Origin of the sequence: Sphingomonas sp. 2SG, from assembly GCF_005503285.1 — a bacterium.
Taxonomy (GTDB): domain Bacteria; phylum Pseudomonadota; class Alphaproteobacteria; order Sphingomonadales; family Sphingomonadaceae; genus Sphingomonas; species Sphingomonas taxi.
Genome location: NZ_SCMZ01000014.1, coordinates 64382 through 87808, shown reverse-complemented (window position 1 = coordinate 87808; position 23427 = coordinate 64382). Strand labels below are relative to the sequence as shown.

Sequence of the window (23427 nt, the reverse complement as noted above, 5' to 3'; positions counted from 1 at the left end):
GTGCGGCAAATCCTCCCGCTGGCGGGCGGAACCATCGTCTTTGTATTCGACCAAGCCCAAACCCACCCCGTCACCCCGGACTTGTTCCGGGGTCCACCCTGCGGCGAGGAGAAAGGCTTGATTCGAGACCGTCCTCTCGCGGCCCCGTGGACCCCGGAACAAGTCCGGGGTGACGAATTTGATAAGGAAACCGATCGAGCCTCATCACCGCAGCCATATGCGATTCCCCTCCCGCTGGCGGGGGAGGACCTGAAACTACGCCGCCTTGCGGGCGCGGAATTCGAGCGCGATCGAATTCATGCAATAGCGCAGGCCGGTCGGCGGCGGACCGTCGGGAAAGACGTGGCCCAGATGGCTGTCGCAGCGGGCGCAGCGCGTCTCGGTGCGGGTCATGCCGTGGCTCGTGTCGCTATGGTCGGCGACGCGATCGGGCGTGATCGGCTGGGTGAAGCTCGGCCAACCCGAGCCGCTGTCGTATTTGTCGGCGCTGTCGAACAGGTCGAGATGGCAGGCGGCGCAATGATACAGGCCGTCCGCCTTGTTGTCGGTCAGCGCCCCCGCATAGGCGCGTTCGGTGCCCGCTTCGCGCAGCACGTGATATTGCGCCGGGGTCAGGCGCTTGCGCCATTCGGCTTCCGAAAGATTCAGGTGATCCATGGCGTTAATCTCGTGACGGAGGGGAGCAGCGTCAACCATCATTGGGTCATTCTGGTCGCAAGCGCCACGACCTGAATCAACCCCGGCGGCAGCCAGCGCAGCGCGCCGGCCGACCAGCGACCCTCGGCGAGGCGGCGGACCAGCCCGGCGACCGCCATCGGCCGTGCCAGCCGGGCCGCGAAATCGTGCTGCCACGCGGCGGCGGCATCGGGTCCGCCGCGCAAATAGGCCTCGGCGGCGGCGACGCCGCTGGCGAGCGCGATGCCCATGCCCTCGCCGGCGAGGCTGGGGATGACGCCGGCCTGATCGCCGAGCCGGAACAGGCCGGCGCTGCCGCCTTGCTGCCGCCAGCCATAAGGGACGTTGGCGATCGCATCGATCGGTGCACCCGGCGCGAGTCGCGCCAGACGTTCGCCGAGCCGCGGCAACTCGCGGCCGAGCTGGTCGAGCAGACCGGCGGGGCTGCCCGCCGCCTGGAGGCGCGAACGGTGGACCGCCATGCAGACGTTGGCGCTGCCATCCTCCTGCAGGGCGATGCCGGCATAGCCGCGATCGAACAGATGCAGCTCGATCCGGCCGGCGAGCGCGCGCGCCATCTCCGGATCGGCGGCGAGGCGGACGCGGAGGCCCAGCGTCGGATCGCGGCCGCGCGCCGTGGCGGGCCGCGCCAGCCCGCGCACGTCATGCTTGCCGCTGGCGAGGAACAGCGCGTCGGCGGCGATGTCCGGCCCCTCGGCGAGTTGCGCGGTGAGGCCGTCGATGCTGCGGACGGTGACGCCGGTCTCGACCTCCGCGCCGGCCGCGCTCGCCGCGTCGCGCAGCACGGTGTCGAGCCGTCGCCGCGATACGCCGAGCGCCGGGCGCGGCAGCGCCGCCTCGCGCTCGCACCCGCCGGCGACGATTGTCACGCGGGTCAGCCGGTCGCGATTGAGCGTGTCGGGATCGACGCCGAGCGCCGCGATCCGGTCGATCGTCCGCCAGCTGACGAAGCCGCCGCACAAGGCGTCCGCCGCCGCCTGCCGCTCGACCAGCAGCGCGCGGGTGCCGCCGCGGGCGAGACGGATCGCCGCCGCCGCGCCCGCCGGCCCGCCACCGACGATCAGCGCCGCCGTTCGACGCATAACCGGAAGGGAAAGGTGCGGAACACGCGCGCGTCGGCGATACCCGCCGCGGCGAGCAGCGGTGGCCATTCGTCCGGCCGGTACGACCGCGCGATCGACAGCCGGCCGTCGTGGCGCACGATCGGATGCCAGCGGGCGAGCGTCGCGAGCAACGGGAAGCCGGCATGCGCGAAGCGATGGCGGTGGAGGTCGTTGACCAGCCAGCCGCGCGCCGCCTCGGCCTCCATGAAGCGCAGGAAGGCGACGAGCTGCGCCTGCGTCATATGATGCGCGACGAGGCTGGAGATCACCACGTCCCAGCCTTCGCCGGCACAGTCCGCGTAATCGCCGGTCCGCCACGCGATCGGCAGCCCGGCGGGGGTGTGGGCGCGCGCCGCCGCCTCGCTGCGCGGATTGAGATCGACGCCGACCAGCTCGGCGGCGATGCCGCGTTTGTCCGCCCAGCGCGCGATGCGACGCAGCATGTCGCCGTCGCCAAAGCCGACATCGAGCACTTTCAGCGTCTTGGCGCCGGCGCCGGCGCGATCGAGAAAGGCGAGCGTCGGCCGCGCCGCCAGCGTCACCGTATTGACCCGCGCGAGATCGGCGACGACCGCGGCATAGACCGGCGCGGGCAGGTCGTCGGCGTCCATCAGCTCCTCGGCCTGCGCGCGGACGGCGAGGCTCATGGCGCCGCCCGCAAGGCCAGCCCCTCGGCGGCGAGCCCGGGCCCGAAGGCGAGCGCGACGCCCTCGCGCTGCGCCGGCGGCGCGGCGAGCAGCCGGGCGAGGACGAACATCAGCGTCGCCGACGACATATTGCCGTAATCGGCGAGCACGCCGCGCGACGCCGCCAGCGCGGTCGCGGGGAGGGCGAGCGCGGTCTGAACCGCGTCGAGGATCGAGCGGCCGCCGGCATGGACGGCCCAGAACAGGCCGGCGGGCGCCGCGTCGCCGGTCACCGTCGCGACGAAATCGGCATCGCCGAGCGCATCGCCGATCCGCCCCGGCACCGCGCCGTCGAGATGCATCGCGAAACCGGTATCGGTGATCGTCCAGCGGATCAGCTCCGCGCTGTCGCCGAGCGTCGCCGCGAACGGCTGCCCGAGCTCGATCCCGGTCGGCTCGGCGCTGACGATCCCCGCCGCGGCGCCGTCGCCGAACTGCAGCATCGCGAGCAGCGGCTCGATCGCCTGTTCCTCCTGCAAATGCAGCGACGACAGCTCTACCGTCACCACCAGCACGCGTGCCGCCGGTTCGGAGCGGACGATATGACGCGCGGTGCGCAGCGCGACGACCGCCGCATAGCAGCCCATGAAGCCGATCAGCAGCCGCTCGACCGACGGCGCCAGGCCGAGCCGGCGGGCGATGATCTGGTCGATCCCCGGCGCGACGAAGCCGGTGCAGCTCGCCACGACGAGATGGGTGATGCCGGCCGGCGCGGTAGCGTCGTCGCCGGTCAGCGCGGCGATCGCGGCGAGCGCCAGCGCCGGCGCCTCCGCGGCATAGAGCGCCATCCGGGCCGCGGTGCCGGGCGACGCGGCACCGTAGAAGCCGCCGGCGTCGACCGCGCTGCCGCCGTTCGTGCCGGGCAGCACCGACCAGCGATGCGCGATGCCGGCGCGCGCCGCCATTCGTGCAAACAACGGCCGCGCGCGTGGCTCGACCCGTGCGCCGGCCCAGTCGATAAAGGCATGGTGGACGTCATGGGGCGGGACGGCGGTGCCGACGGCATTCAGATAAGCGGCCACCGAATTCCTTTACACCCGCGTCCGACGATCGGGACAGCAGCAACGCATGATGGAACGACAAGGATGCAGCAAGGCGGCGTGCGTCGATCGCGTCGCCGCATCGTTCGGGTCGCTCCCCCGATATTGGCCATGTCCCCTAAATAGTTGTGTTTTTTCTGTGTCTGAATGGTAGGCAGACGATCGATAAACGACGCTTGGGGAATGCGACGTGCCACATGAGTCCATCGCCGGACTGGTCAAAGACCTGACGACGCAACTCTCCGCGATCGCGGTGGAGTTCGGGACGCGTGCCGATCGTCTCGCCGGGGCGGCGGGCGGCACCGGCGAGGCGCAGGCCGTCGTCACGCCGCTCAACGGGCGCGAACTGGCCAAGCAATTGCTGGCGCAGCGCCAGGCGCGGTTCGACCATTTCCCCGCCGAACTGTTCCACGAACCCGCCTGGGACATGCTGCTCGCGCTGTTCGTCGCGCATGAGGAGCGCCGGACGATGAACGTCAAGACATTGGTCGGCAGCGCGCACGCGCCGGTGACCACCTCGCAGCGCTGGATCGACCATCTCCACAAGCTCAAGCTGATCGACCGGGTGATCGACCCGGTCGACCGGCGGCGGATGGAAATCTCGCTGAGCGACGCCGGCTATGCCGCGATCACCGCCTATCTGCGGCGGATGGGAGCGGCGTAAGGGTTGAGCGCGCCTTTGCTGACGAGGTGCTTTACCATCTGGTGACGACCTTCGCGCCTCATTCCCGTTGCGCTGCTTCTTCGGCGTCATCGCGAATGTCCAGGTGAAAGTCATCGGGTATATCGCGTACGTCCTGCTGGAACTGTTCCGGATATTCCGGCGCTATGTCCCGGAACGCCTTTGATAGCTCCGCCAGGAACGAAGGGTCTATTTCTTGGAGGTCGTGCGAGATATGTTCCAGTATCTCGACTATACGATCTTCCAGATCGGGGTGGTCGCCTAAAGGGTCGATATTTAATATAACGTTTGCGATAAGACGCGCGATTTGATGTGAAATCATGGCTCTACGATCCTGACCTTGATGTTGTGAACGTCGGCTTTCTTTGGTAGTTTTAAGGCCAAATTTTTCTGGCGGGAATTTGGAACCTCCCACAAGCCGATAAGCTTATGTTCCCGCAGGGCTTCCGATTGCCGCAGGACTTGGGCCACCGAGCGCGGTTTCGACGTGACGCCAAACTTTCGATCGACTGGCCAATCCGCTTGGAAGCCATCGAATTTCACCAGTCGTTGCTTGCCGCTCGGCATCGTTCTTGGCAGCGCTGGTGCGTATCCAGGCCTCGCGTTGGGCGCTGCATCGTTGTAGTCTTTGGCGGGGCCGGCTTTGAGATTTTCTTTGACCCATTTGTATTTGACGGGAGCAAAATCGGGCCGTAGCCGCTGCGGCAATCTGGCTTGCCGGAGAGCCGATATCTTGCTTGCCGCCATCCCGCTGACGCGGCCAATCGCAACACCGGTTGCAACGCTACCGGTGATATAGCCAATCTCGTGGGGGTTGGTATGCCTGATGCGATTTGCGGCACGAGCCAGTTGAATGCTGGCTGGCGTATCTTTGGCGGCAATGGCGCGATCTATCAGGCCGGCCAAGGCTAGATTATTATCATGAGTGGCAGATACTGGATTTTTAGCGAAGGCGAGAGCTGCCTTTGCCGAACCCTTTGCCGTGTCATAGGCACCGTCGCTAACGCCGCTGGCAAAATCGACTTCTGCTTTGGCGACAGTCTGTAGCGCCTTCGCGGCCGACCGTTGACCCGCAACAATATCGGTTATCAGATTGGACGGCTGGTTGCGTGATCGCGAGGGGGTGTTCCGTCTTGTTGAGTGTCGAGACATGTCCGTGGCACCGCCGACACCGCCCCCTGCGCCCGCCGTCGTAAACCGCCCGTCCTTCGGATCGTGCCATGGGTTGAACTTCAGCTCGGTGCCGTCGGCACCATGCGGCACAGGCCATCGCCCGGTCCGCAACCAGACCGCATAGGCCCGCCGTTTCGCCTCGATCGACACATCCATATCGCCGCTCCGTCCCGTTGCGACGAGAACAGATCAGCAACATTTTCCAACAAGACAAGAGAAAACCCGCAACCCCATAGGGCGCGGGCCATATCTCTGTCTGCAAAGAGTGGTGCGGCCGAGAAGACTCGAACTTCCACGGGCTTTCGCCCACAACGACCTCAACGTTGCGCGTCTACCAATTCCGCCACGGCCGCACGTGAAGAACACCGGGCTGAGCCGGCATCTGGCAGGCGCAGGCCCCTAGCAAAGGCTTTCCCGCTCCGCAACGCCCCTTTTTCATATCCCGCGCTTTTCGCTGTCATCCAGACGCGGTAGCCCCCCGCCATGGCCAGCCCGATCCCCCTCACGACCCGCGCCGAGACGCGGCTGCTGCTCGCGCTCGCCTGGCCGGTGGTGCTGACCAGCCTCAACTGGACGCTGCTCCAGGTCACCGACGTGATGGTCGTCGGCCTCGTTTCGACCGAGGAGGTGGCGGCGCTCGGCGCGAGCCGCGCGCTCGGCTTCGTCGGCATCGTCACGGGCCTGTCGTGGCTGTCGGGGGTGCTGGTGATGGCGTCGCGCGCCGACGGCGCCGGCGACCTGCCACGGACCGGCGCGGTGCTGCGCGAGGGGCTGCTGCTCGGCCTGTTGCTCGGGCTGGCGATCGGCGTGCTGTTCCTCGCCGCCGCCGAGCCGCTGCTCGCGCTGATCGGCGTCGCCGCCGACCGGATCGACGAGAGCGCACGCGTCGTCCGCGCCTTCGCCATCGCCTATCCGTTCCAGCTGGTGAACGTCGCCGCCGCCTTCTTCCTCGAAGGCGTCAGCCGGCCGCGCCGCGTCACCGTCGTCAACCTCGCGGTGCTGCCGGTCAACGCGCTGCTCGCCTGGGCGCTGTCGGCGGGGCATCTCGGCCTGCCGGCGCTGGGCGCCGTCGGGGCGGCGCTGGCGACGACGATCGCCTCGCTGCTCGGCGCGATCGGCATGGTGGCGAGCGTGCTCACCCTGCCGCGGGCACGCGAGCGCGGCGTGCTGCGCTTCGACGCCGCGGCCTGGCGCGCGGTGCCGCGCGGCGCCTGGGCGCTGGCGACGTTCGGCACGGTGCCCGCGATCGCCTCGGGACTCGAACTGGCCGGCTTCTCGATCCTGATCGCGCTGTCGACGCAATTGGGCGACGCCGCCGCGCATGCCTTCCAGATCGTGTTCGCGATGCACAACGTGACCTTCGCGGTCGCGCTGGGGCTCGGCTCGGCGGCGGGGGTGCGCGCCGGCAATGCGGTCGGCGAGGGGGCGCCGGTGGCGGCGGTCCGGCGGACGCTGATCGCGGTCGCGCTGTCGGTGCTCGCGCTCGGCCTCGGCGCGACGCTGCTCGCCGGTGGGGCGCCGGCGCTGGTCGCGCTGTTCCCCGCCACCACGCAGGTGCATCGGATCGCCGCGGCGATGCTGCCGCTCTGGGCGCCGTTCATCGTCTTCGACGGCATCCAGGTCGTGCTGGTCTATGCGCTGCGCAGCCTCGGCGATCAGGTCGTTGCCGGGGTCAACAGCATCCTCGCCTATTTCGTCGTCACCGGCGGCATCGGCTGGTGGCTGGTCCACCACGACGGCGGCGCGTCGTCGCTGGTCTGGGCGTCCGGGATCGGCATGCTCGCCGCCGCGCTGCTGCACGGCGGCCGGTTCGCATTGGTCAGTTCGCGGCTTCGCCGGCGAAGCTGAGTTCGAGCCGCTTCGAATTCGCCGGCACGTCGAGCTTGGCCGAGTTGAAGTCGATCGTGCCGCCGGGATTGAGCGTGCGCTGCTGCGGCGTGATCGTCCAGCTGTAGACGATGCGGCCCTGCGCATCGCGCAGTTCGGCGCGGATGTCGGGGACACGCTGGCGCTCGCTCGACGGATTGCTGACCTGGCCGCTCACCGCGAACAGCTCCGAGCCGTTCTCCAGCCCGCGCCGTTCGATCGGATTGTCCTTGAGCCGCAGCGGCGATTCCTGCGCGCCGATCGGCAGGCCGATGCGCGCGAGCAGTCCCGGCGCGCCGAGGAAGACGATTGCGGCGACGCCGGCGATCATCAGCAGCCCGGCGAGCACCGCGATCACCGTCCAGCGCTTCGACGTATTGCGGCGCGGGCGGAACGGCGGGCGCGGCGCAAAGGCATCGTAATCGGGCGCGGGCAGCACCGATTCGGGTGCCGCCGCGGGCCGGACCGGGGGAATCGCCGCGGGTTCGAGGAAGGCGGGGCGCTCGGGCTCGACCGCCGCGACCGGCTGCGCCGGGTCGAACACAGGTGCGAGGTCGATGGCCGGCGGTGGCGGTGCCGGCTCGGGCGGCGGCGGATCCTGGAACCAGCTATGCCGGCAATTGGCGCAGCGCACGGTGCGCCCCTCGGCCCCGATCGCGCTGTCGGGCACCAGATAGCGGGTGCTGCATTCGGGGCATTCGAGGATCATGCGCAACGCTTTACGGTCGGGGGCCGGAACGATGACCGGACTGCGTATGATTCTAAGCACGTGAGCCGCCTGCGTGGCAAGCTTGAAGCCGCGGCGCGCGCATGCGAAGGCTGCGGCGACGGCCGGCGGACGGCCCGGGATACCTCAGACGGAGCGGTTGCGGCCAGGCGCATGGCAAATATCGTGCAGTTCGAAAATGTTGGGCTGCGCTATGGCGCCGGGCAGGAAACCCTGTCCGACATCAGCTTCACGCTCGGCAGCGGCGCCTTCTATTTCCTCACCGGCGCCAGCGGCGCGGGCAAGACCTCGCTGCTCAAATTGCTCTATCTCGCGCAACGGCCGAGCCGCGGCGTCATCCGCCTGTTCGGCGAGGATGCGGTGACGATGCCGCGCAGCCGCCTGCCCGGATTCCGCCGCCGTATCGGCGTGGTGTTCCAGGATTTCCGCCTCGTCCCGCATCTGTCGGCGTGGGACAATATCGCGCTGCCGCTGCGCGTTGCCGGCGTGCCCGAGGAGGATATCGAACAGCCGGTGCGCGAGATGCTCGGCTGGGTCGGTCTCGGCGACCGGCTGCACGCACGCCCCGCGACGCTGTCGGGCGGCGAGCAGCAGCGCGTCGCGATCGCCCGCGCGGTGATCGGCCGGCCCGAGGTGCTGGTCGCCGACGAGCCGACGGGCAACGTCGATCCCGAAATGGCCGACCGGCTGATCCATCTGTTCGAATCGCTCAACACGCTCGGCACGACCGTGGTCGTCGCGACGCACGACTATCAGTTGCTCAGCCGCGTGCCCGGCGCGCAGATGATGCGGCTCGACAAGGGCCGGCTGCTCGATCCGACCGGCATGCTGCGCTACCCGCCGCCGCCGCGGGGGCAGGGATGAGCGGGGCGGACCGGCGGGTACTCGACGAGGCGGGCGGCTTGCGTGCGATGACCTGGGTGATGGCGATCATGCTGTTCCTCACGCTGCTCGCCGCCGCGCTGGGGCTCGGCACGCGCCAGTCCGCGCAGGCGCTCGAACGCCAGCTCGCCGGCCGGCTCACCGTGCAGGTGGTCGAGGGCAGCCCGGCGACGCGCGACTCGCTTGCCCGGGATACGCTCGCCGCGCTGCGCGCGCTGCCGCAGGTGCGCCGCGCGACGCTGGTCGATCGCGCCGAGCTGACCCGCACGCTCGCGCCGTGGCTCGGCGATGTCGGGGACGATGCCGATTTGCCGGTGCCGGCGATGATCGACGTCGATCTCGCCCCCGCCGCCGCACCCGGGCCGGTGATCGCCGCGGCCAGGCGGATCAGCGCCGCCAGCCGCGTCGACCGTCACCAGCGCTGGATGTCGCCGGTCGGCGGCTTTCTCGACACGTTGACCTGGCTCGCCTTCGCGCTGGTGCTGCTGATGCTCGGCGCGACCGGCGCGGTGGTGGTGCTCGCCGCGCGCGCCGGGCTGGAGACGCATCGCGCGACGATCGAGGTGATGCATATGCTCGGCTCGACCGATGTGCAGGTCGCGCGGCTGTTCCAGCGGCGGATCGCGCTCGACGCGGCGCTCGGCGGCGTCGCCGGCGGCGCGGCGGCGCTCGCCGTGCTGCTGTTCCTCGGCACGCGGCTGGCGGCGCTGGGATCGGAGCTGCTCGGCGGCATCACGCTCGATGCGGGCGACTGGGCGCTGCTCGTGATGCTGCCTATCGGTTTCGTCGTGCTGGCGACGCTGGCGGCGCGGGTCACCGTCGTCGCCGCGCTGAGGCGGTCGCTGTGATCGTCCGGCTGTTCGGTCTGGCGGCGCTCGCCTGGTGCCTCGGCTTCGCGGCGTTCATGCTGATGCTGCCCGAGCCGCTCGCCCCCAATACCACCGATGCGATCGTCGTGCCGACCGGCGGGGCGGGACGGATCGATCGCGGCATCGCGCTGCTCCGTGCGCGGCAGGCGCGGCGGATGCTCGTCACCGGCGTCGCGCCGGGGGTGCGGCCGATCGATCTGGCGCGCGAATATAAGGTGCCGGTGGCCCTGTTTTCCTGCTGCATCGATCTCGGCGCCGATGCGGTCGACACCCGCTCGAACGCCGAGGAGACCGCCGCCTGGGTCAAGACGCACGGCTATCGCACCGTCCGCCTCGTCACCTCCGACTGGCACGTGCCGCGCGCGCGGATGGAGCTGGCCGCGGCGATGGGGCCGGGGGTGCAGGTGCTCGGCGACGGCGTGCCGAGCACGCCGCGGCTCGGCACCTTGGTCAACGAATACAACAAATTGATCCTGCGGCGCGTCGCGCTGTGGCTGGGGGTAGGGGCATGAACCGGTTGCGCACGATCCTGTTCACGACGTTCTTCTTCGCGTTGTCGATCCCGATCGTCGTGACCGTGCCGGTGTCGGCGCTGTTCGGCCGGCGCGCGGTGATCCGCCACGCGCACGTCTGGGCGCAGATGCACCGCTTGCTCTACCGGTACATCATGGGCGTCCGCGTCCGCGTCGAGGGACAGCGGCCCGAGGGCACCTATTTCTTCGCCGCCAAACATCAGGCGATGTTCGAGACGCTGGAGCTGCAATTGCTGCTCGGCGGCCCGGCGATGGTCATCAAGCGCGAGCTCAGCCGCATTCCCTTCTGGGGCTGGGCGGCGATGCGCTATGGCGGGATCATCGCCGATCGCGAAGCCTCGGCCGGCGCGCTGCGCTCGATGATGCGCGCCGCCAAGGCGCTCAAGGCGGAGGGGCGCTCGATCCTGATCTATCCGGAGGGCACGCGCGTCGTACCCGGCGACCAGCCGCCGCTGCAATCGGGCTTCGCCGGCCTCTATCGCACGCTCGGCCTGCCGGTGGTGCCGATCGCGCTCGATAGCGGTCTGGCCTGGCCCAAGCAGGGCCCCAATCGCCCCGGCGTGGTGACGATCCGGATCGGCGAGCCGATCCCGCCCGGCCTGCCGCGCGACGCGATCGAGGCGCGCGTCCATGCCGCGATCAACGCGCTCGAGGAATATCGAGTGGTGCAAGCGCCGCCCGCGGCGTAGGGTGGCCGGGTCAACTACAAGGTGACCCATGTCCGACGATTTCTACCGCATCAAGCGTTTGCCGCCCTATGTCATCGCCGAAGTCAACGGCATGCGGGCCGCGGCGCGCGCGGCGGGCGAGGACATCATCGACCTCGGCATGGGCAATCCCGATCTACCGCCGCCCGCGCACGTCCTCGACAAATTGATCGAGGTGACGCGCAAGCCCGATGCGCACGGCTATTCGCAGTCGAAGGGCATTCCCGGCCTGCGCCGCGCCCAGGCCAATTATTACGGCCGCCGCTTCGGCGTCGACCTCGATCCCGAGACCGAGGTGGTGGTGACGATGGGGTCGAAGGAGGGGCTGGCCAGCCTCGCCACCGCGATCACCGCGCCGGGCGACGTCGTGCTCGCGCCCAATCCCTCCTATCCGATCCACACCTTCGGCTTCATCATCGCCGGCGCGACGATCCGCGCGGTGCCGACCACCCCAGACGAGGCCTATTTCGAAAGCCTCGAGCGCGCGATGGCGTTCACCGTGCCGCGGCCATCGGTGCTGGTGGTCAATTACCCCTCCAACCCCACCGCCGAGGCGGTCGATCTCGCCTTCTACGAGCGGCTGGTCGCATGGGCGAAGGAGAATCAGGTCTGGATCATCTCCGACCTCGCCTATTCGGAGCTGTATTACGACGGCAATCCGACGCCCTCGATCCTGCAGGTCAAGGGCGCCAAGGACGTCGCGGTCGAATTCACCTCATTGTCCAAGACCTATAGCATGGCTGGCTGGCGGATCGGCTTCGCGGTCGGCAACGCCAAATTGATCGCGGCGATGACGCGGGTGAAGTCGTATCTCGATTACGGTGCCTTCACCCCGATCCAGGCGGCGGCCTGCGCCGCGCTCAACGGTCCGCAGGACATCGTCGAGAAGAACCGCCAGCTCTATCACAAGCGCCGCGACGTGCTGGTCGAGAGCTTCGGCCGGGCGGGGTGGGACATTCCCGCGCCGCGCGCGTCGATGTTCGCCTGGGCGCCGCTGCCGCCGGCGGTCGCGCATCTCGGCAGCCTCGAATTCTCCAAGCAATTGCTCACCCATGCGCAGGTCGCGGTGGCGCCGGGCGTCGGCTATGGCGAGAATGGCGAGGGCTTCGTCCGCATCGCGCTGGTCGAGAACGAGCAGCGGCTGCGGCAGGCGGCGCGCAACGTGAAGCGCTACCTCCAGTCGATGGGCGTCAACACGCCGAGCCGGACCGCGGGCTGATGCTGCTGCGCGATGCCGCCGATGGCGCGGCGACCGGCGGCGTGCGCGAGGGCTTCGCCTTCGCGACGCGCTTCCGCGTCCGCTATGCCGAGATCGACGGGCAGAAGGTCGTCTTCAACTCGCGCTACCTCGAATATGCCGATGTCGCCGCGACCGAATTCTGGGCATGGACCGGGATCGGCACGGCGCTGGGGCCGGCGTGGGAGCAGCTCGAATTCCACGTCCGCAAGGCGGAGGTCGATTATCTCCGCCCGTTCGTCTGGGGCGACACGGTCGCCGCGCACGTCCGCATCGCGCGGGTCGGCGGCACCAGCATGACGATGACGATGGATCTGGCGCACGGCACCACCGGAGACCTGCACGCGACGGTGTCGCTGGTGATGGTCAACGTGCATCTGCCGACGGGGCGGCCTGCCGCAATTCCAGAGGCGGTGCGGGCGTTTCTGAAGAAATTGTAGGGGCGGCTGGCCGGTCTGGGGTGGTGAGTCTCAGGTGCTTCGACAGGCTCAGCACGAACGGAGGGCAGGGGGACGGTAGCGCCCATCCCACCAACCGTTAGCCCTGAGCCTGTCGAAGGGCGGATGGGTCTTGCCCCCGCGCCGCCCTATCGCGCCGCCATCATCAGCGCCGCCGTCGCCTTAGCGCTGCCGACCACGCCGGGGATCCCCGCGCCGGGATGCGTGCCCGCCCCGACGAAATACAGATTGGGGATATGGTCGTCGCGGTTGTGGACGCGGAAATAGGCGCTCTGCGTCAGCACCGGTTCCAGGCTGAACGCGCTGCCGAGATGCGCCTTCAGATCGGTGGCGAAATCGTTGGGCGCATAACTGAACTTGGTGACGATCCGCTCGTGGATGTCCGGAATCAGCCGCCGCCCGACCTCGTCGAGGATGCGCTTTTCGAGGATCGGGCCGACCTCGTTCCAGTCGACCGGGAATTTGCCCATGTGCGGCACCGGCGCCAGCGCGTAGAAGGTCGAATGCCCCTCCGGCGCAAGGCTCGGATCGGTGACGGTCGGATGGTGCAGGTACAGCGAGAAATCCTGCGCCAGCACGCCGTGATCGTAGATGTCGGCGAGCAGCTCCTTATAGCGCGGCCCGAACAGGATCATGTGGTGCGGGATGCCCGGCCACGTGCCCTTGATGCCGAAATGCACCACGAACAGCGAGGGCGAATAGCTCTTGCGCTCCAGCCGCGCCTTGGTGCGCTGCGCACTGCGCGATCCGCTGAGCAGGTCGCGATAGGTGTGCATGATGTCGCTGTTCGCCGCGACCGCATCGGCCTGCGCTTCCCAGCCGCTCGCGCAACGGACGCCGGTGGCGCGGTCGCCCAGCGTCTCGATCGAGGCGACGGGATCGCCGAGCCGTAGCGTGCCGCCGATCCGCTGGAAATGCGCGACCAGCCCGGCGATCAGCCGGTTGGTGCCGCCACGCGCGAACCAGACGCCGCCGTCGCGCTCCAATTTATGGATCAGCGCATAGATCGCGCTGGTCGTCATCGGATTGCCGCCGACCAGGAGGGTGTGGAAGCTCAGCGCCTCGCGCAGCTTCTCGTTCTGCACGTATTTCGACACGATCGAATAGACCGAGCGCCATGCCTGATATTTGGCCAGCGCCGGCGCCGCCTTGATCATCGAGGCGAAATCGAGGAACGCGACATGGCCGAGCTTCTCATAGCCTTCGCGATAGACGCCTTCGGCATATTCGAGGAATTTGTGATAGCCGGCGATGTCGGCGGGGTTGAGCTTGCCGATCTCGCGCTGGAGCAGCGCCTCGTCGTTGGTGTAATCGAAATTGGTGCCGTCGACCCAGTTGAGCCGGTAGAAGGGCGTCACCGGTTCCAGCGTCACGTCCTCGGCCATGTCGCGGCCGGTGAGCGCCCACAATTCCTGCAGGCAGGCGGGATCGGTGATGACGGTGGGACCGGCGTCGAAGGTGAAGCCGTCGCGCTCCCAATAATAGGCACGGCCGCCCGGTTTGTCGCGCGATTCGACGATGGTCGTCGCTATTCCCGCCGATTGCAGGCGGATCGCGAGCGCCAGCCCGCCGAATCCCGCTCCGATGACGATCGCCGACTTCATGTTCGTTTCCATTCCTCTGTGCGGGTTACCGCCATGCCGTCGTTCGCAGGACCCTGATCGCGCTGCCCACCGGCACCGGTGGTTTGCCCGTCAGAATCCGTATCTTGTCCTTGAGACTGGATCGCCCCGCATAGAAACGGGTGATCAGCGTCGGGTCGAGACGGTAGAAGCGCTCGATGATGCGCCAACGTTCCGCCGGATCGCCGGCGCGGAACATCATTGCGCTCAGCATGCGATAGAAGGCGCCGTGCTTCCACGCCGCGCGGGCGTAATCGTGGGTGAAACCGGCGAGCGCCTTGCCAGAGAAATCGGTCCGCTCGGCGAGCCGCACCGCCAGCCGCACCGCGTCGGGCAGCGAATAGCCGGTGGTCGGCTGGAACAGCCCGGCGCGCATCCCCGCCTTGGCGACGTGGGCGCCGCTCGACCGCCAATAGGCCTCGAAATCGCCCCCCAGCGTGATCGGCAGCACGCCGGCCTCGGTACGCAACACGCTGTCGACCTGCCAGCCCCGGCCCGCGGCGTAGGCGGCGATGCGCAGCCCCAGCGCGGCGCGGTCGACGTGCGGCGTGTCGCTGTAATAGGTGTCCTCGACGAACATGCGGTCGGCGGCGAAGGGCAGGCAGTAGACGAAGCGATAACCGTCGGCCTGCTCGACCGTCGCGTCCATCACCCGCGGCCCGGTGGTGCCATGCGGCGCGTGGAGCAACAGTTCCTGCCCGACGAACTTCTGCCAGCCGAGGTCGAGCACCGACAGGTCGCCGGGGCCGCGGCAGTCGATCACCCCGCCGGCTTCGATCCGGTCGCCGTCGGCGAGCACCACCGCGGTCGCCGAGGCGGCGAGCACCTTGCGCCCGAGCATCACCGCCGGCGCCGGCAGCGTCGTGCGGATCACCGCATGCAATCGCTCGCTGGTCACCGAATGATAGGTCGCGTCGATCTGCCGCGCGAGGTGCGGGAAGGCGACGTCATAGCCCTGCCAGTCGTGCACCGTCAGCGGCGCGACCAGCCAGCGATCCTGCGGCGCGATGTCGCTGCCGAAGAACGACCAGACGTGGTCGCCGCCGAGATGCGGCGCCGCCTCGATGATCCGCACGTCGAGGCCGGGGTGCCGCGCGTGCAGCGCCAGCGCGATCAGGCCGCCGGCGAGGCCGCCGCCGACGATCGCCACGTCGCAAGGGATGGTCGAACCCATGTCTGCGCCTACCCCAAAGCGCGGGGCGGGAGAACCGGCTTTTACGCCGCCGCGCGCCGCGCTAGCCTGCCGGCATGACGCCGCCCGTCCTCACCACCGATCGCCTGATCCTCACCGTCCATCGCCCCGCCGATCTCGACGCGCTCGCCGCGATGTGGGCGCATCCCGCGGTGTTCGAACGGATCGGCGGCGTCGCGCGCAGCCGCGAGGAGGTGTGGATCCGGCTGCTGCGGTCGATCGGCCAGTGGCAGGCGTTCGATTACGGCAGCTGGGTGGTTCGCGACCGTGAGGGCGACCTGGTCGGCGAAGTCGGCCTGATCGAGGCCCGCCGCGCGATCGATCCGCCGCTGGCGCTGCCGGAAATGGGCTGGGCCTTGGCCCCGGCGGCGCACGGCCGCGGCTACGCCGGCGAGGCGCTCGCGGCGGTGTTCGCGTGGACGCAGGCGCACGGCATCGCGAAGACGACCTGTATCATCGATCCGGGCAACGCGCCGTCGCTGCGGCTGGCGGCGCGGCTGGGGTATGGGCTGGCGCGCGACGCGGATTACAAGGGCCGGACGATACACGTGCTCGAACGCTGACACCTCACCCTCGTCGACGTTCATGCTGGCCGGGCTCCCGCCAAGCTCACTCCGTCACCCCGGACTCGTTCCGGGGTCCACTCCGCGGCGAGGAGAACGGCTGGAGGCGATGCCATTCGCGCGCGGCCCGGTGGACCCCGGAACGAGTCCGGGGTGACGAATCGGAGAAGGCAAACCTAGCGTATCTCACCGCGACGGACCACGCTCGTCGCATCCTCGCCGCGCCGTCGGCATCAGGCCGGCAGGTCGCATCCGCCATATCCCCGCCCCCGGAAATCCGCTACGTCCCGTAGCATGCTGCTCGCCGTCACCCTGTCCGCGCTGGCGATGACGATGATCGTCGGCGTGCGCTATCTCCTCGTCTCCGGCGCGTTCGCCGCGGCGACGCGGTTGCGTCATCCCGGCCTCTACCGCGGGCTCGATGCGCAGATGCGGCGCGAGATCGCATGGAGCCTCGCCTCCGCCGCCATCTACGGTATCCCCGCCGGCGTGCTCGCCTGGGGCTGGCAGGCGCATGGCTGGACGCGCGTCTATCGCGACGTCCACGCCTATCCCTTATGGTATTGGCCGGTCTCGATCCTGCTCTACCTCGTCCTCCACGACACCTGGTTCTACTGGACGCATCGCTGGATGCACCGGCCGGCGGTGTTCAAGGCGGCGCATGCCGTCCACCACGCCAGCCGCCCGCCGACCGCCTGGGCGGCGATGGCCTTCCACCCGATCGAGGCGCTGACCGGCGCTGTGGCAATTCCGTTACTGGTGTTGGCAATTCCGATCCACGTCGCCGCTCTGGGCTTCGTGCTGGCGACTATGACGGTTATGGGCGTAACCAATCACATGGGTTGGGAGGTTTTCCCGCGGTTCATGTGGCGGGGGCCATTGGGCGGCTGGCTGATCACCGCCAGCCATCATCAGCGGCACCATGAGCAATATGGATGTAACTATGGGCTCTACTTCCGGTTCTGGGACCGCCTTTGCGGCACCGATCGCGGCGTCGGCGATTTCGCGCGCAGCCACGCGCGTGCCAAGGCGCAGGCGCAGCAACCGGCCGGTGGCGCTCGCCGCCTTGCTGCCGGCGGCGGCGCTGGTGCTCGGCGCGGCGCCGATCGCGCGGCTTGACGTCGCCGTCAGCCAGATGCGCTCCGCCAAGGGGCTGCTGCGCGTCTGCCTGACCGCCGATCCCGACAATTTCCCCGCCTGCGTCGACGATGCCGATGCGATCACCCGCTCGGTACCGGCCAATGCGCACAGCCTGCGCTTCGAAGGGCTGCCGCACGGCCAATATGCCGTCGCGGTGATCCACGACGAGAACAGCAACGCCAAGCTCGACACCTTCGCCGGCATTCCGCGCGAGGGCTTCGGCTTTTCGCGCAACCCGCCGATCCGCTTCGGCGCACCGCACTTTGCCGCGGCACGCTTCGCGGTGACCAGTGATGCAAATCAGCAACAGATACGGATGCATTACATCCTCTGATCGGTCGGCAATGGATAGCAACCGGCGTCCGCCGCGTTACGGCGTCGTAACAGGTTTGGAGCCGTAGCTTTGTCCGCCAAGATCTTGATGCCGCTCGCGCTCGCCGCCGCTGCCGTGTTCGTCACCCCGGCCGCCGCGCAGGAGGCGTCGGCGCCCGTGCAGCCCACCGAATTCGACTTCAATCGCGATACGATCACCGTCGGCGCCGCCGGCGTCTATCTCAGCGATTACGAAGGCTCGAACGACTATCGCTTCACCGCCGCACCGGGCGCGGTCGGCTCGATCAAGGGCTATGGCTTCGTCCTCGCCGGCAACCGGATCAGCGTCGACCTGATCCGCGACAAGCCCGGCCCCGTCTGGGACCTGCAGGCCGGTCCGATCGGCGTCGTCAATTTCAACCGCAGCAGCCTCAAGAGCATCGACGATCCGCGCGTCCGCGCGCTCGGCAAGGTCGATACCGCGATCGAGCTCGGCGGCTATGTCGGCATCGGCAAGACCGGGGTGATCACCAGCCCGTACGACCAATTGTCGGCGACGGTCAGCTATCGCCACGACGTCGCCAATGCGCATGACAGCGGCATCTGGCAGCCGAGCGTCAATTACATCACTCCGCTGAGCGAGAAGATGGCGGTGGCGATCTTCGCCTCGGCCGAGCGTGCCGGCCGCGGTTATGCGACGACCTATTTCTCGGTCTCGCCGACGCAGACGCTGGCGAGCGGCCTGCCGACCTACAATGCGCGCGCCGGCTGGAAGAATTATTCGCTCGGCGGTCTCTATACCTATTCGCTGACCGGCAATCTGCTCAAGGGCTTCAAGATCGTCGCCGGCGGCACCTACGTCCGGATGCTCAACGGCTTCGCCGACAGCCCGCTGGTCCGCATCGCCGGCTCGCGCAACCAGTGGCTGGGCGCGGTCGGGCTCGCCTATACGTTCTGAACCGGCATGCCTCCATCCGTCATGCTGGCATGACGGATGGAGGACTTATCCGCTGAGCTTGCCCGTCGCGACCACCGGTCCGGTCGGCAGCCCGGTCGGCGAGCCGCCCGCCGGCTCGATCGAGATCGCCAGCACCGTCTCCGCCGCGAGCGCCGGGCGCACCGCCGCCGGCACGATCACCCGCGCCGGCCCCGCCGGGATCACGCCCAGCGAACGCGGCGCATCGGCGCCGTGGATCGCCCACAATTGCGCCGAATGCCCCGCCGGTACGTCGACACCGCCGGCGATCCGTACCGTCGCGCTCGCCGGATCGTAGGCGGCGGCGATCGGCGCGCCCTTGCCGGTCGGCACGATCGCGGCGAGCAGAGGCGCCGGCGCGATTACCGGCACGCGCACCGGGATGCGGATCGGTGCAGGCGCCGGCCGCAGCATCAACAGCGTCGTCACCGCCAGCAACAGGCAGGCGGCGATGCTCGCCGCCACCGCCAGCCCGCGCCAGCGCGCGACGCCCCCCGCATTGTCGTTCGCCGCCGCCGGCACGCCGCGCTGTGCATCGAGCGACGCCTCGACCCGCGCCGCCACCGCGTCGGGCGCGGCCACCGCCGGCCAATCGGCGAATAGCGCGCCGAGCCAGCCGCGCCAGCGCTCCACCTCGGCGGCGAAGCCCGGCTCGCTCGCCAGCCGGCGCAACGCCGCCGCGCGATCGCTGCCGTCGAGCAGCCCCAGCGCCAGTTCGGCGGCGGTCATGTCGGGGAGGTCGTCACTCGCCATCGAGGCACCCCCGCAGGGCGAGCAGCCCGCGCCGTACCCAGCTCTTCATCGTGCCGAGTGGCACCGCCTGCGCCACCGCCAGCTCGGCATAGGTCAGCCCGCCGAAGAAGGCGCTGCGGATCGCGCCGCGCTGGCGCACCTCGATCGTCTCCAGGCAGTCGTGCAATCGCGCGCGCTGCTCGTCGGCGATCAGCGCCTCGTCCTGCGCCGCCGCCGGATCGGGCATCGCGTCGGCCGCCTCGACCGGCGCGGTGCGCGCCCGGCCGTGGCGCCGGCGCCAGTCGATCGCCCGGTTGCGCGCGATCGTCGCCAGCCACGAGATCGGGCTCGCCCGTCCCGGCTGATAGGCCCCCGCGCGGTGCCAGATGGTGAGATATACGTCGTGCAGCACGTCCTCGGCGCCTTGCCTGTCTTCGCAGATACGCAGGCATATGCCGAAAAGCTTCGCCGAGGTCAGACGGTAGACGGTGCGGAAGGCGTCGCGATCCTCCTCGCCGGTGCGGATCAGCGCCTCGACCAGGATCGTACGGGCCGCCTGGGGGCTGGAGGGGGCGGCGGGAGGCACGGCCAAGGGCTAACCGTACGCAAGCCTCCCGGCAATATCCTGCGGCCAACATTCCGACCATGTCGGATCATTTTGCAAAACCGACATTTTGTTTCGGCCGCCGCGCATCTTTCCACGACCCGGCAACGTAGCTCGCCACAGGTCTACCGGTCGCCCGTCGATAGCATGCGGCGATGACGGAGGACCGCATGAAGGTGAGGGAGGTTGCTGACGATGACCCAGACGGACCAGATCATCGAGGCGTTCGACGCCCGGGCGCGGCGACGCGAGGAACGGCGCGGATTCTTCAAGAACGCGATGGGCATGGCGGCGGTGACCGCAGCCGGCGCGGCGGCGATGTCGATCGCCGGCGAGGCGGCGGCGCAGACCGCGGTGACCGAGGTCGACGTGCTCAACTTCGCGCTCAACCTCGAATATCTCGAAGCGCAATTCTACAGCTATGCCGCCTTCGGCACCGGCTTGCCTGCCAACCTGCTGACCGGCGGCGTCGGCACGCAGGGCACGGTGGTGACCGGCACCGGCACCGGCTCGGCCCGCCAGGTGCAGTTCAGCGACCGCGGCATCGCCGCTTATGCGCGTGAGATCGCCGCGGACGAGGTGGCGCACGTCACCTTCCTGCGCGCCGCGATCCGCGGCACGGGCACCAGCGACGCGCTGATCGCCGCGCAGCCGCAGATCGACATCTCGGGTGCCGCCGGCGGTGCCTTTGCCGCCGCCGCTGCCAGCACCACCCCGGCGCTGACCGGTTTCGACCCCTATGCGAACGACGACAGCTTCCTGCAGGCGGCCTTCATCTTCGAGGATGTCGGCGTCACCGCCTACAAGGGCGCGGCGGGCGCGCTGTTCAACAACAAGACCTATCTCGAGGCGGCCGCCGGCATCCTCGCGGTCGAGGCCTATCACGCCGCGATCGTGCGCACCGCGCTCTATGCGCGCGGCGTCGCGACCCCGACGATCACCACCGCGCAGAACAACGTCGCCGCGACCACGGCGATCTCCAACCTGCGCGATTCGGTCGACGGCGGCACCGATCTCGACCAGGGCATCGCCGCGACGACTACCAATGCGGGCACGACCTCGAACATCGTGCCGCTCGATCCCAACGGCCTCGCGTTCAGCCGGACGCCGGCGCAGGTGCTCAACATCGTCTATCTCAATCCCCGATCGGTGACCGCGGGCGGGTTCTTCCCGAACGGCATCAACAACGGGAACAGCGGGCTGCGCAGCAGCGCCGCGAACTGAGCAGGGGTGGATATATGACCAAGGAACTCTCCGTCCTCGCCATCGTCGAGGCAACCGCCGCGCGTCGCAAGGCCCGCCGCGCGTTCATGAAGACCGCCGCGACCGGCGTCGCCGCGGTCGGCGGCCTGTCGCTGCTCGCCGCCTGCGGTGACGACGACGACAATATGTCGGTGCCGTTTCCGACGCCGACGCCGACTGCGACCTCGGTCAGCACCGACGTCGCGGTGCTCAACTTCGCGCTCAACCTCGAATATCTCGAGGCGCAATTCTACAGTTATGCCGCCTTCGGAACCGGCCTGTCGGCGTCGCTGCTCACCGGTACGGGCACGCAGGGGTCGGTCATCACCGGCTCGGGCGACGGCTTCCCGCGCGCGGTCAATTTCACCTCCGACCCGCTGATCGGCCAATATGCGCGCGAGATCGCGCAGGATGAGATCGCCCACGTCACCTTCCTGCGCGCCGCGCTCGGCAGTGCCGCGGTCGCCCAGCCGGCGATCGACATCTCGGGGACCGCGACCGGTGCGTTCACCGCGGCGGCGCGCGCCGCCGGCGTCGTCGCCTCGAACGGCCTGTTCGATCCCTATGCCAGCCCGACCAACTTCCTGCTCGGCGCCTATATCTTCGAGGATATCGGCGTCACCGCCTATAAGGGCGCCTCGCCGGTCATCTCGTCGATGTATCTCGAAGCGGCGGCGGGCATCCTCGCGGCGGAGGCCTATCATGCCGGCCTCGTCCGCACGATCCTCTACACCCGCGGCGTCACCAACGCCGATCTGATCACCGCGACCACCAAGATCTCGGACGCGCGCGATCTGCTCGACGGCACCACCGGCGGCACCAACGGCGACGACGACCAGGGCATCGCCGGCACCAACATCGGCGCGGCCAATGCCGTGTCGAACATCGTGCCGACCGACAGCAACGGCATCGCCTACAGCCGCAGCGTCCAGCAGGTGCACAACATCGCCTATCTCAACGCGACCGGCGCCAACCGCACCCGCGGCGGCTTCTTCCCGGTGGGCACCAACAATCCCAATCCGGCCTTCACCGTCGGCCTCGGCTGAGCCCGACGTTCCAAGAGTTGGCCGGCGTTCCCTTCCACGCCGGCCGGCACAGGGTCCTCCCTCGATTTCGCGTCGGGGGAGGATTTTTTATGCGCGGTCACGCCCTTCCGTCGCGCTGCCGCCGATTTCCGCCGCGTCCGGGCTTGACGCCTCCCGCCGGATGCGGAACGGCAAGGCCATCCTGGGCCGCCGCAAGACCGCCCGCGCGTGGGGAGAACCCGAGTAATGACCGCCCGAACCGATACCGACAGCGCCCTCGCAGCGGCGCTCGACGCCCGCGTCCAGCGCCGCACCGAACGCCGCGACTTCTTCCGCACCGCGATGGGCGCGATGGCGGTCACCGCCGCGGGCGCGTCGGCGCTGGGCCTCGCCGGCGCCGCCGAGGCGCAGACGACGACCTATTCCGATCAGGACATCCTCAATTTCGCGCTCAACCTCGAATATCTCGAGGCGCAATTCTACGCCTTCGCCACCGGTGGCGCCGGCCTCGCCGCCAATCTGCTCACCGGCACCGGCACGCAGGGCGCGGCGAACGTCAGCGGCGGCGCCGCGGTGACCTTCAGCGACCCGGTCCTCGCCCGCTATGCGCGCGAGATCGCCGCCGACGAGGTCGCGCACGTCACCTATCTGCGCACCGCGCTGGGCAGCAGCGCGATCGCGCAGCCGGCGCTCGACCTGTCGGTCGGCCCGAACAGCGCCTTCTCCGCCGCCGCGGTCGCCGCCAAGCTGATCGCCGCGGGCCAGACCTTCAACCAATATGGCAGCGAGGAGAATTTCCTGCTCGGCGCCTATCTGTTCGAGGACGTCGGCGTCACCGCCTACAAGGGCGCCGCGCCGCTGCTCACCAAGACCTATATCGAGGCCGCCGCCGGTATCCTCGCGGTCGAGGCCTATCATGCCGCGACGATCCGCGGCGAGCTGTTCCGTCGCGGCTCGGTCGCCGGCTCGGCGCTGATCACCAGCGCCAGCGCGATCTCCGACGCGCGCGACAGTCTCGACGGCGGCACCGACATCGACCAGGGCATCACGCCGGGTCTCACCGCCGCGCCGGGCCAGACCGTGCCGACGCCGACGCCCACCGCGACCGCCACCGCGACGCCGACGCCGACCCCCACGCCGACCCCGACCGCGACGCCCACCCCGGTGCCGACCTTCCCGGTGTCCAACATCGTGCCGGCCGACGCCAACAGCATCGTCTACAGCCGCACCCCCAATCAGGTGCTCAACATCGTCTATCTCAACGCCGCGGCGGCGAGCGCGGGCGGCTTCTTCCCCGCCGGCCTCAACGGCACCATCAAGGCGGCGACCGCCTCCTGATCTCGCCGTCCGTTTTCAAAGC

26 protein-coding genes and 1 tRNA gene are annotated in these 23427 nt (G+C 69.1%); 15 read left to right on the top strand and 12 right to left on the bottom strand.

Features of this window, described 5'->3' with window-relative positions; genetic code table 11:
- Nucleotides 1–255: 255 nt before the first annotated feature.
- The 4 genes from msrB to FFS23_RS08240 are packed head-to-tail and all read right to left on the bottom strand — an operon-like array spanning nucleotide 256 to nucleotide 3507.
- The gene (gene msrB, locus FFS23_RS08255) at nucleotides 256–657 is read right to left on the bottom strand and encodes a peptide-methionine (R)-S-oxide reductase MsrB (protein WP_038664705.1); all 402 of its coding nucleotides are present in this window, start codon (nucleotides 655–657) and stop codon (nucleotides 256–258) included.
- Nucleotides 658–695: 38 nt separating this feature from the next.
- A complete protein-coding gene (locus tag FFS23_RS08250) occupies nucleotides 696–1778 on the bottom strand; it encodes an NAD(P)/FAD-dependent oxidoreductase (protein WP_137898215.1) in 1083 nt (360 codons plus the stop codon).
- The gene (locus tag FFS23_RS08245; protein ID WP_137898214.1) at nucleotides 1757–2446 is read right to left on the bottom strand and encodes a methyltransferase domain-containing protein; all 690 of its coding nucleotides are present in this window, start codon (nucleotides 2444–2446) and stop codon (nucleotides 1757–1759) included. Before FFS23_RS08245 ends, FFS23_RS08250 begins: the two co-directional genes overlap by 22 nt.
- A complete protein-coding gene (locus FFS23_RS08240; RefSeq protein WP_137898213.1) occupies nucleotides 2443–3507 on the bottom strand; it encodes a type III polyketide synthase in 1065 nt (354 codons plus the stop codon). Before FFS23_RS08240 ends, FFS23_RS08245 begins: the two co-directional genes overlap by 4 nt.
- A 208-nt stretch (nucleotides 3508–3715) precedes the next feature.
- Between FFS23_RS08240 and FFS23_RS08235 the strand changes: the two genes are divergently transcribed.
- Entirely contained in the window at nucleotides 3716–4189 is a 474-nt protein-coding gene (locus FFS23_RS08235; RefSeq protein WP_038664716.1) for a helix-turn-helix domain-containing protein, read from the top strand.
- Nucleotides 4190–4247: 58 nt separating this feature from the next.
- Here the strand turns inward: FFS23_RS08235 and FFS23_RS08230 are convergent, their stop codons facing one another.
- From FFS23_RS08230 to FFS23_RS08220, 3 genes are all read right to left on the bottom strand, one after another.
- The gene (locus FFS23_RS08230; protein ID WP_137898212.1) at nucleotides 4248–4529 is read right to left on the bottom strand and encodes a hypothetical protein; all 282 of its coding nucleotides are present in this window, start codon (nucleotides 4527–4529) and stop codon (nucleotides 4248–4250) included.
- A complete protein-coding gene (locus FFS23_RS08225; RefSeq protein WP_137898211.1) occupies nucleotides 4526–5536 on the bottom strand; it encodes a hypothetical protein in 1011 nt (336 codons plus the stop codon). Before FFS23_RS08225 ends, FFS23_RS08230 begins: the two co-directional genes overlap by 4 nt.
- 110 nt (nucleotides 5537–5646) lie before the next feature.
- Nucleotides 5647–5733, bottom strand: a tRNA-Leu gene (locus tag FFS23_RS08220).
- 130 nt (nucleotides 5734–5863) lie between these two features.
- On the opposite strand from FFS23_RS08220, the gene FFS23_RS08215 reads away from it, so the two are divergent.
- Nucleotides 5864–7228: an MATE family efflux transporter gene (locus tag FFS23_RS08215; protein WP_137898210.1), complete on the top strand. Its 1365-nt coding sequence runs from the start codon at nucleotides 5864–5866 to the stop codon at nucleotides 7226–7228.
- Here FFS23_RS08215 and FFS23_RS08210 read toward each other — a convergent pair.
- Entirely contained in the window at nucleotides 7200–7955 is a 756-nt protein-coding gene (locus tag FFS23_RS08210; RefSeq protein ID WP_137898209.1) for an MJ0042-type zinc finger domain-containing protein, read from the bottom strand. The genes FFS23_RS08215 and FFS23_RS08210 overlap by 29 nt on opposite strands.
- Before the next feature lie 171 nt (nucleotides 7956–8126).
- Between FFS23_RS08210 and ftsE the strand changes: the two genes are divergently transcribed.
- Genes ftsE through FFS23_RS08180 form a run of 6 tightly spaced genes read left to right on the top strand, consistent with a single transcriptional unit; the run spans nucleotide 8127 to nucleotide 12641 of the window.
- Complete coding sequence (gene ftsE / locus FFS23_RS08205; RefSeq protein WP_038664725.1) at nucleotides 8127–8837, top strand: cell division ATP-binding protein FtsE; 711 nt, start codon at nucleotides 8127–8129, stop codon at nucleotides 8835–8837.
- Entirely contained in the window at nucleotides 8834–9703 is an 870-nt protein-coding gene (locus FFS23_RS08200; RefSeq protein ID WP_137898208.1) for a cell division protein FtsX, read from the top strand. Before ftsE ends, FFS23_RS08200 begins: the two co-directional genes overlap by 4 nt.
- Nucleotides 9700–10236, top strand: a complete 537-nt coding sequence (locus FFS23_RS08195) for a YdcF family protein (RefSeq protein WP_137898207.1) — start codon at nucleotides 9700–9702, stop codon at nucleotides 10234–10236. Before FFS23_RS08200 ends, FFS23_RS08195 begins: the two co-directional genes overlap by 4 nt.
- Nucleotides 10233–10946 (top strand): lysophospholipid acyltransferase family protein, encoded by a 714-nt coding sequence (locus FFS23_RS08190; RefSeq protein WP_137898206.1) that lies wholly within the window; start codon nucleotides 10233–10235, stop codon nucleotides 10944–10946. Before FFS23_RS08195 ends, FFS23_RS08190 begins: the two co-directional genes overlap by 4 nt.
- A gap of 28 nt (nucleotides 10947–10974) precedes the next feature.
- Nucleotides 10975–12183, top strand: a complete 1209-nt coding sequence (locus FFS23_RS08185; protein WP_038664733.1) for an LL-diaminopimelate aminotransferase — start codon at nucleotides 10975–10977, stop codon at nucleotides 12181–12183.
- Nucleotides 12183–12641: an acyl-CoA thioesterase gene (locus tag FFS23_RS08180; RefSeq protein ID WP_171009422.1), complete on the top strand. Its 459-nt coding sequence runs from the start codon at nucleotides 12183–12185 to the stop codon at nucleotides 12639–12641. Before FFS23_RS08185 ends, FFS23_RS08180 begins: the two co-directional genes overlap by 1 nt.
- A gap of 146 nt (nucleotides 12642–12787) precedes the next feature.
- Here FFS23_RS08180 and FFS23_RS08175 read toward each other — a convergent pair whose 3' ends face one another.
- Nucleotides 12788–14263 carry a phytoene desaturase gene (locus FFS23_RS08175; RefSeq protein ID WP_137898205.1) on the bottom strand — a complete coding sequence of 492 codons (1476 nt, stop codon included), beginning with the start codon at nucleotides 14261–14263 and terminating at the stop codon, nucleotides 12788–12790.
- Between the two features lie 25 nt (nucleotides 14264–14288).
- The gene (crtY, locus tag FFS23_RS08170; RefSeq protein WP_137898204.1) at nucleotides 14289–15455 is read right to left on the bottom strand and encodes a lycopene beta-cyclase CrtY; all 1167 of its coding nucleotides are present in this window, start codon (nucleotides 15453–15455) and stop codon (nucleotides 14289–14291) included.
- 74 nt (nucleotides 15456–15529) lie between these two features.
- Between crtY and FFS23_RS08165 the strand changes: the two genes are divergently transcribed.
- The 4 genes from FFS23_RS08165 to FFS23_RS08150 all read left to right on the top strand — a co-directional run bounded on the left by FFS23_RS08165 (nucleotide 15530) and on the right by FFS23_RS08150 (nucleotide 18446).
- A complete protein-coding gene (locus tag FFS23_RS08165) occupies nucleotides 15530–16036 on the top strand; it encodes a GNAT family N-acetyltransferase (RefSeq protein WP_137898203.1) in 507 nt (168 codons plus the stop codon).
- A gap of 294 nt (nucleotides 16037–16330) precedes the next feature.
- On the top strand, nucleotides 16331–17155 hold the full coding sequence (locus FFS23_RS08160) for a sterol desaturase family protein (RefSeq protein ID WP_038664743.1): 825 nt from the start codon (nucleotides 16331–16333) through the stop codon (nucleotides 17153–17155).
- Nucleotides 17124–17510, top strand: a complete 387-nt coding sequence (locus FFS23_RS08155; protein WP_137898223.1) for a DUF2141 domain-containing protein — start codon at nucleotides 17124–17126, stop codon at nucleotides 17508–17510. The genes FFS23_RS08160 and FFS23_RS08155 overlap by 32 nt, the downstream gene beginning before the upstream one ends.
- Nucleotides 17511–17597: 87 nt before the next feature.
- Nucleotides 17598–18446, top strand: a complete 849-nt coding sequence (locus FFS23_RS08150) for a MipA/OmpV family protein (protein ID WP_137898222.1) — start codon at nucleotides 17598–17600, stop codon at nucleotides 18444–18446.
- 45 nt (nucleotides 18447–18491) lie between these two features.
- Here the strand turns inward: FFS23_RS08150 and FFS23_RS08145 are convergent, their stop codons facing one another.
- Together FFS23_RS08145 and FFS23_RS08140 are read right to left on the bottom strand one after the other, a co-directional pair.
- Nucleotides 18492–19217: an anti-sigma factor gene (locus FFS23_RS08145; protein WP_137898202.1), complete on the bottom strand. Its 726-nt coding sequence runs from the start codon at nucleotides 19215–19217 to the stop codon at nucleotides 18492–18494.
- Nucleotides 19207–19782 (bottom strand): sigma-70 family RNA polymerase sigma factor, encoded by a 576-nt coding sequence (locus FFS23_RS08140; RefSeq protein WP_171009424.1) that lies wholly within the window; start codon nucleotides 19780–19782, stop codon nucleotides 19207–19209. Before FFS23_RS08140 ends, FFS23_RS08145 begins: the two co-directional genes overlap by 11 nt.
- A gap of 213 nt (nucleotides 19783–19995) precedes the next feature.
- On the opposite strand from FFS23_RS08140, the gene FFS23_RS08135 reads away from it, so the two are divergent.
- From FFS23_RS08135 to FFS23_RS08125, 3 genes are all read left to right on the top strand, one after another.
- Entirely contained in the window at nucleotides 19996–21024 is a 1029-nt protein-coding gene (locus tag FFS23_RS08135; RefSeq protein ID WP_137898200.1) for a ferritin-like domain-containing protein, read from the top strand.
- A 14-nt stretch (nucleotides 21025–21038) separates the two neighbouring features.
- Nucleotides 21039–22088: a ferritin-like domain-containing protein gene (locus tag FFS23_RS08130; RefSeq protein ID WP_137898199.1), complete on the top strand. Its 1050-nt coding sequence runs from the start codon at nucleotides 21039–21041 to the stop codon at nucleotides 22086–22088.
- A gap of 225 nt (nucleotides 22089–22313) precedes the next feature.
- Nucleotides 22314–23405: a ferritin-like domain-containing protein gene (locus FFS23_RS08125; protein ID WP_038664753.1), complete on the top strand. Its 1092-nt coding sequence runs from the start codon at nucleotides 22314–22316 to the stop codon at nucleotides 23403–23405.
- The last annotated feature ends 22 nt before the right edge of the window (nucleotides 23406–23427 follow it).